Consider the following 7,031-nt stretch of genomic DNA (forward strand, 5'->3'; position numbering starts at 1 on the left):
GCCCCCGCCCCCCTCCCCCCTCAGGGTCGGGGGCGGGCGCATGTGAGAACACCAGCGTGCGCGTTCCCCAGAACCGCACGGCTGTGCCCAGTACGAGGCCGATCCCGGCGCCGGAGACCACGTCGGCGAGGGTGGAGGTCAGTCCCAGCATGTAACGGGACACCCCGAGGCAGCCCAGCTGGACGGCGCCGCCCGCGGCGTTGACCAGGACGAAGACGGAGAACCTGCGCCAGCGCCCGGCCACCCTGCGGTCGCGCAGCCGGTAGGGGCCCAGCGCGTTGCCGGTGTACGCGACCGCTACACCGGCAATGAACGAGAGGGCTTTGGCGTACATCGGGTTCATTCCGGCGGGGCCGCGGAGGTAGAGGAAGGTGCCGAGGTCTGCCGCGAAGGCGATGGCCCCCACTGTGGCGAACCCCGCGAACTCTGTGCAGAGGGCTCGCGGCTTGGTCATAGGGTGCCCCGCATGGGGGGCTGCGCTTGCCAGCCCTGCGCCTGGGGATGCCCCCTGCTCGAAGAGCTTGGGGGAGCAGACTGCCCAAGCTTGCGGGGAACAATCAAGGGGCGCGGGGAACTGCGCGACCAGCCACAAGCAACCCGCAGTCCGCAACCGACGGACAGGGGCACCCCCTCATCGGACATGCCTTACAACCCCGCGACCGACAGCCCGTACAAAAGCCCCCAGCACACGGCCGTGACGGCCAAAGCGCGGTCCCGCAGCAACACGTCCTCGGGGGAGCCCGCTGCCCCGCGATCAATGAAGACCGCGTACCGCAGGACCGCGAGGATCAGCGGGACCATCGACAGCTGCCGGCACAGGGAGACACCGGCACCCGCGTCGGTCCCCAAGGCCCAAAGGCAGTACGCGAGTACTGCCGCCCCCGCCGCGAGCTGCCACACGAAGCGGAGGTAGCCGACGGTGTACTCACGCAGCAGTGCCCGGGTGCCGCCCTCGCCCTCGCCCATCAGCAGGGCTTCCGAGTAGCGCTTGCCCGCGACCATGAACAGGGCGCCGAACCCGGCGGTGATCAGGAACCAGCGGGAGAGCGGAATCTCCAGGGCCAGCCCGCCGGACATGGCCCGCATCACGAACCCGGCCGTCACCACGGCCAGATCGACCACCAGCACCCGCTTGAGCCGCAGACAGTAGGCGATCTGCATGACCACATAGGTCACCAGCAGGGCCGCTGTCGCGGTGTTGCACAGCAGTGCTGCCGCCACCGCCGAGGCCAGGGCGAGCAGTGCGCCGAGGGAGTAGGCGAGCGGCACCGGGACGGTTCCAGCGGCGACGGGGCGGCGGCACTTGTCGGGGTGCGCGCGGTCGGCCTCCGCGTCGCGGGCGTCGTTGAGCAGGTAGACGGCCGAGGCGGCGGCGGTGAACAGCGCGAAGACCAGGCCGAGTTCGAGCACCGTATGGACGGCGGCGAGCTGCCCTGCGGCAGCGGGAGCGGCGACGACGAGCAGGTTCTTGACCCACTGGCGGGGCCGCACGGTCAGCAGCAGCCCGCCCGGGAGGGTGCCGGCGAATCCGCGCGGGCGCCCCGCGGGTGCGGCCGCGGGGGCTGAGTGGCGGGGCTCGGTGGCCGGTTCCGCCGGGTGCGGCGCGTGGCTGCCGGTCAGCGTGGAGCGCTCAGCCATCCGGCAGCCCTCTCCGCCGCGGGCCGCGCGTGCCCAGCCGCACGGTCAGCGCGCCCAGTGCGGCGCCCGCGAGCACGTCCGAGGGGTAGTGGACGCCCGCGATCAGCCGGGAGACGCACATCAGCGCCGCCAGCGCGGCAAGCGGCGTTCCGTGCCGCGCCCCGCCCAGCGACCGGTGCCGCAGTCCGCCGAGCGCCAGTGCCGCCGCACTCGCCGAGGCGGCGTGGGAGCTGGGGAAGGAGTGCCGTCCGGCCGTCCGTACCAGCGGGGCGCGGCCGGCCAGTCCGGGGCGCGGGCGGCGCACGACCCGCTTGATCCCCATGCTGGCCAGGTGCGCGGCGCCCACGAGCCCGGTGCCCTTGAGCCAGCGCTCCCGCTGCGTACGGTCGGTGGCGGCGCCGGCGAGCCCGACCAGGAGCCAGACGGCGGCGTGCTCCCCGCTCCAGGACAGGGCGCGCGCCGCACCGGCCACCCGGGCGTCGGCCGCGGTCTCGCCCAGCGCGTACAACAACCGCCGTTCCCACTGCCCCCATCGTCGGGCCGTTCTCGCTGCCACGGTCCGACTCTGCCGCGCCCCGCGCCGCCTTCGGCCGAGCTGCGGCCCGACACTCGGCCTTTCACCCTTTCAGCGACACGTTCAGCGACACGGATCACGGCTGCGGGCACGGCCTCCCCTCCGTGGCATCTCGCGGCACTTACCGTCACGTTCATGCCCGTTCAGCACACCCAGCGCGCCGCGACCGCACGACGAGCTGCACCGTCCGACCGCACCGCCCGGCTGCTGACCGGCTGGGGCAGGACGGCACCGACCGGCGCCCAGGTGCTGCGGCCGCATACCCGGCAGGAGGCGGTGGAGGCCGTACTGGCGTGCGGGGCGCGCGGCAGCATTCCACGCGGACTGGGGCGGTCCTACGGGGACGCGGCGCAGAACGCGGGCGGCACCGTGCTGGACACCACGGGTCTGGACCGGGTGCTGGCGATCGACGCGGCGGCCGGGACGGTGACCTGCGAGGCAGGGGTCAGCCTGCACCGGCTGATGACGGTGCTGCTGCCGCTGGGCTGGTTCGTGCCCGTCACGCCGGGGACCCGCTATGTGACGGTCGGCGGAGCGATCGGCGCGGACATCCACGGCAAGAACCACCATGTCTCCGGCTCGTTCACCCGCCATGTGCGCTCCCTGGAACTGCTGACGGCCGACGGGCAGGTGCGTCAGGTGGCGCCCGGCAGCGAGCTGTTCGACGCGACGGCGGGCGGTATGGGGCTGACCGGACTGGTGCTGAGCGCGACGGTGCGGCTGCTGCCGGTGGAGACGTCGCTGATGACGGTGGACACCGAGCGGCTGCCCGATCTGGACTCGCTGCTGGCGACGCTGACCGCGACCGACCACCGCTACCGCTACTCGGTGGCCTGGATCGATCTGCTGGCGCGCGGTACGGCTGCCGGACGCGCCGTGCTGACCCGCGGCGACCACGCGCCGCTGGCGGCACTGGAGGGGCGCGGCCGGCCGGCGCGTGCGGCCCGCAGGGAGCCGCTGGCCTTCCGCCCGGTGCGGCTGCCGCCCGCGCCGCGCACCGTCCCGGGCGGGCTGCTGCGGGGCAGCACGGTGGGCGCGTTCAACAAGCTCTGGTACCACAAGGCGCCGCGCCGCCGCCGGGGCGAACTCCAGCGGCTCGCCTCGTTCTTCCACCCGCTGGACGGGCTGCCGCACTGGAACCGGGTCTACGGCAGCGCGGGCTTCGTGCAGTGGCAGTGCGTGGTGGGGCACGAGCACGACGACGCGCTGCGCCGCATCGTGCGGCTCATCTCGCGCCGCTCCTGCCCGTCCTTCCTCGCCGTACTCAAGCGGTTCGGCCCCGGGGACCCGGGATGGCTCTCCTTCCCCACCGAGGGCTGGACGCTGGCGCTGGACATCCCGGCCGGGCTGCCGGGCCTCGCGGACTTCCTCGATCTGCTGGACGAGGAGGTGGCCGTGGCCGGCGGGCGGCTGTATCTGGCCAAGGACGCGCGAATGCGGCCCGAGTTGCTGCCCGCGATGTATCCGCGGCTGGACGACTTCCGGGCACTGCGCGCGCGGCTGGACCCGCGCGGCCTGTTCACCTCGGACCTGGCACGGCGGCTGGCGCTGTGAGCGACGCCCCTGCGGCTGCCGGGCGGCGCTTACAACGAAAGCCGCGGACCGCCGCGGGGGCGGAGAAGCGAACAAAACAATGCTGTGACCCCGTTTTTTGAGGAGCACCTATGAAGGACGCCTTCGGTTCCCCGCAGTCGCTGCTCGTGCTGGGCGGCACCTCCGAGATCGCGCTGGCGACCGTGCGCCGCTTCATGGCCCGCCGCGCCCGTACGGTGTGGCTCGCCAGCCGGCCAGGGCCCGGGCTGGACGCGGCGGCGGCCGGGCTGCGGGACGAGGCCGCGGCGCACGGTGCCGAGGTCACCGTCCGTACGGTCCCGTTCGACGCCCTCGCCCCCGAAACCCACGAGGAGGTGCTGGAGAAGGTCTTCGCTGAGGGCGACATCGATCTGGTGCTGCTCGCCTTCGGGGTGCTGGGCGACCAGCGCAGCGACGAGGACGACCCGATGGCCGCCGTGCGCGTCACCCGTACGAACTACACCGGCGCGGTCTCTTCCGGGCTGGTGTGTGCGAGGGCGTTGCGTGCTCAGGGGCACGGTTCGCTGGTGGTGCTCTCCTCTGTTGCGGGTGAGCGGGCCCGGCGGGCGAACTTCATCTACGGGTCGAGCAAGGCGGGGCTGGACGCGTTTGCGCAGGGTCTGGGGGACGCGCTGCACGGCAGCGGGGTGCACGTGCTGGTGGTGCGGCCCGGGTTCGTGCACAGCCGGATGACGGCGGGGCGGGCGCCGGCGCCGTTCGCCACGACGCCGGGCGCCGTGGCGGAGGTGATCGAGCACGGGGTGCGGCGCCGGGCGTCGACTGTGTGGGTGCCCGGCGTGCTGGGGCCCGTGATGGGGGTGTTGCGGCATCTGCCGCGTGCGCTCTTTCGGCGGCTGCCCGGTTGAGGGGGTGCCCCTTTCTGGGGTTTGCCGACTGCCGCTTGTCTGTGGCTGGTCGCGCAGTTCCCCGCGCCCCTGACGGGGCGCGGCGTCGGGATGTGACGTAGTGCCGCATATGGGACAAATTGATTGTGCCCCGTTTCAGCGTGATCGTCCCCGTCCACAAGGTCCAGGCATATCTGCACGAGTGCCTCGACTCCGTACTCGGCCAGTGCTTCGGCGACTTCGAACTGATCGCCGTGGACGACGACTCCCCCGACTCCAGCGGCGAGATCCTGGACGCCTATGCCGCGGCCGACCCCCGGGTCACCGTCATCCATCTGGCGCAGAACGGCGGACTGGGACCGGCCCGCAACACCGGCACCGCATGCGCCCGCGGCGACTACGTCCTCTACCTCGACAGCGACGACACCATGGCGCCCGGAACCCTGCGGGCGCTGGCCGAACGGCTCTCGGCGACCAGCGACCCGGACGTGCTGGTGTTCGACTTCGCGCCCGCCTACTGGGACGGCTCCCTCGGGCCGCCGGCCCACTCCGCGCTGCTGGCACCCGAGGCGGGGCCCGCCGTGTGCACCATCGCCGAGCGGCCCGAGCTGCTGCGGCTGCCCGCCTTCGCCTGGAGCAAGGCGTACCGCCGCGATTTCCTGCGCCGCGAGAACCTGGCCTTTCCGCCGGGCAAGTACGAGGACACGCCCTGGTCGTTCCCCGTACTGCTCACCGCGCGCACCATCGCCACGCTGGAGCGGGTCTGCGTGCACTACCGGCAGCGGCGTGGCGGCAGCATTCTGACGACCAGGGGACGCGGCCACTTCGACGTCTTCGACCAGTACGACCGGCTGTTCGCCTTTCTGGACGACCGGCCCGAACTGGCGCGCTGGCGGCCCCATCTGCACCAGCGGATGACCGACCACTTCGCCACCATCCACAGCGCTCCCGGCCGGCTGCCGCGCTCGGCCCGCGCCGAGTTCCTGCGCCGAGCGCGTACCCACTGCCGGCGGTACCGGCCCGCGCCCGGCGCTGACGGTCCGGCCGGGCCGGCGGCCCGGCGGCTGCGCCGGCTTCTGGTGCGCTGCGGCGCACACCGCGCCTTCCGGCTGCTCTCGTACGCCGGACGGGCGCGGCGTGCGGTGAGCGCCCGGCTGCGCACGGCGCGCTCCCTGATACGCAAGGCGGCGCTGCGCGGGCACTACCTCCTCCAGCGCCGCCGCCCCCTCGACCCGGACCTCGCCGTCTTCTCCGCGTACTGGGGCCGGGGCTACTCCTGCAACCCGGCCGCGATCGAGGCGAAGGCCCGAGAGCTGGTCCCCGGCATCCGTACCGCGTGGATATGCGACCCCGCGTACGCCCACACCCTCCCGCCCGGCGTACGGCAGCTGCGGCCGGGCTCGGCGGCGTACTGGACCGCGCTGGCCCGCGCGCGGTTCCTGGTCAGCAACGTCAATCTGCCGCACGGCTACCGCAAACGGACCGGGCAGCTCCTCCTCCAGACCCACCACGGCACCCCGCTCAAGACCATGGGTCTCGACCTGATGGCCTATCCGGCCGCCGCGGACGGCATGGATTTTCAGCGGCTGCTGGAGCACGCCGACCGCTGGGACTACAGCCTCTCCGCCAACCCGCACTCCACGCTGGTGTGGGAGCGCGCCTACCCCTCGCCGTACACCACGCTGGAGTCCGGCCACCCGCGCAACGACGTCTTCCAGACCACGACCGCCGCCGATGTGACCCGGATCCGCGCCGAGCTGGGCATCCCCGACCGGGTGACCGCGGTGCTGTACGCGCCCACCCACCGCGACTACCAGCGCGGCCGGCAGCCCTGGCTCGATCTGGCGCGGCTGGTGGCGGCGCTGGGCCCCTCCTTCGTCGTACTGGCGCGTTCGCACTACTTCCACGCCGACGAGGGGCTGCCGTGCGAGCCGCCGGGCGGGCTGATCGACGTGAGCGCCCACCCCTCGGTCGAGGAGCTGTGTCTGGCCTCGGATCTGCTGGTCACCGACTACTCGTCGCTGATGTTCGACTATGCCAATCTCGACCGGCCGCTGGTGATCCACGCCCCCGACTGGGAGAGCTACCGGGCGGCACGCGGCACCTACTTCGATGTGACGGCCATGGCGCCGGGGGCCGTGGCGCGCAGCGAGGACGAGCTGATCGACATCCTCGCCACCGGCGCCTACGCCACCGAGCATGCGCGTGCCCTCCGCGCCGCCTTCCGGGAGCGGTTCTGCCCGTGGGACGACGGGCACGCGGCCGAGCGCGTGGTGCGGCAGGTGTTTCTGGGCGGCACGTCGGACGGCGCGGCCGGCCCTCCCGTCGTACCGCTCGCCGAGCGACGGCCCGCACCCGCGCCCTCGCCCGCCCCCCCAGCACGATCTCCGACCCCCACTGCC

6 protein-coding genes are annotated in these 7,031 nt (G+C 73.2%); 3 read left to right on the plus strand and 3 right to left on the minus strand.

What is annotated here, in order from left to right:
- The 3 genes from ITI46_RS32145 to ITI46_RS32155 all read right to left on the minus strand — a co-directional run.
- On the minus strand, positions 1-454 hold a 454-nt coding region (locus ITI46_RS32145; protein WP_209243474.1), incomplete at its 3' end, for a GtrA family protein.
- 191 nt (positions 455-645) lie between these two features.
- Entirely contained in the window at positions 646-1,638 is a 993-nt protein-coding gene (locus tag ITI46_RS32150; RefSeq protein WP_209243475.1) for a decaprenyl-phosphate phosphoribosyltransferase, read from the minus strand.
- Complete coding sequence (locus ITI46_RS32155; protein WP_372452121.1) at positions 1,631-2,194, minus strand: phosphatase PAP2 family protein; 564 nt, start codon at positions 2,192-2,194, stop codon at positions 1,631-1,633. Before ITI46_RS32155 ends, ITI46_RS32150 begins: the two co-directional genes overlap by 8 nt.
- 153 nt (positions 2,195-2,347) lie before the next feature.
- Between ITI46_RS32155 and dprE1 the strand changes: the two genes are divergently transcribed.
- The 3 genes from dprE1 to ITI46_RS32170 all read left to right on the plus strand — a co-directional run.
- Positions 2,348-3,766 carry a decaprenylphosphoryl-beta-D-ribose oxidase gene (gene dprE1, locus ITI46_RS32160; protein ID WP_247746923.1) on the plus strand — a complete coding sequence of 473 codons (1,419 nt, stop codon included), beginning with the start codon at positions 2,348-2,350 and terminating at the stop codon, positions 3,764-3,766.
- A gap of 110 nt (positions 3,767-3,876) precedes the next feature.
- A complete protein-coding gene (dprE2, locus tag ITI46_RS32165; protein ID WP_209243476.1) occupies positions 3,877-4,650 on the plus strand; it encodes a decaprenylphospho-beta-D-erythro-pentofuranosid-2-ulose 2-reductase in 774 nt (257 codons plus the stop codon).
- A gap of 125 nt (positions 4,651-4,775) precedes the next feature.
- The coding region (locus ITI46_RS32170) for a bifunctional glycosyltransferase/CDP-glycerol:glycerophosphate glycerophosphotransferase (protein ID WP_209243477.1) at positions 4,776-7,031 on the plus strand (2,256 nt) is incomplete at its 3' end.

The sequence above is a fragment of the Streptomyces oryzae genome (assembly GCF_017676365.1).
In the GTDB taxonomy this organism is placed as follows: Bacteria; Actinomycetota; Actinomycetes; order Streptomycetales; family Streptomycetaceae; genus Streptomyces; species Streptomyces oryzae.

Coding starts and splice junctions, on each gene's coding strand:
- ITI46_RS32150 (WP_209243475.1), bottom strand. CDS start 1,638: ATGGCTGAGCGCTCCACGCTGACCGGCAGCCACGCGCCGCACCCGGCG.
- dprE1 (WP_247746923.1), top strand. CDS start 2,348: ATGCCCGTTCAGCACACCCAGCGCGCCGCGACCGCACGACGAGCTGCA.
- dprE2 (WP_209243476.1), top strand. CDS start 3,877: ATGAAGGACGCCTTCGGTTCCCCGCAGTCGCTGCTCGTGCTGGGCGGC.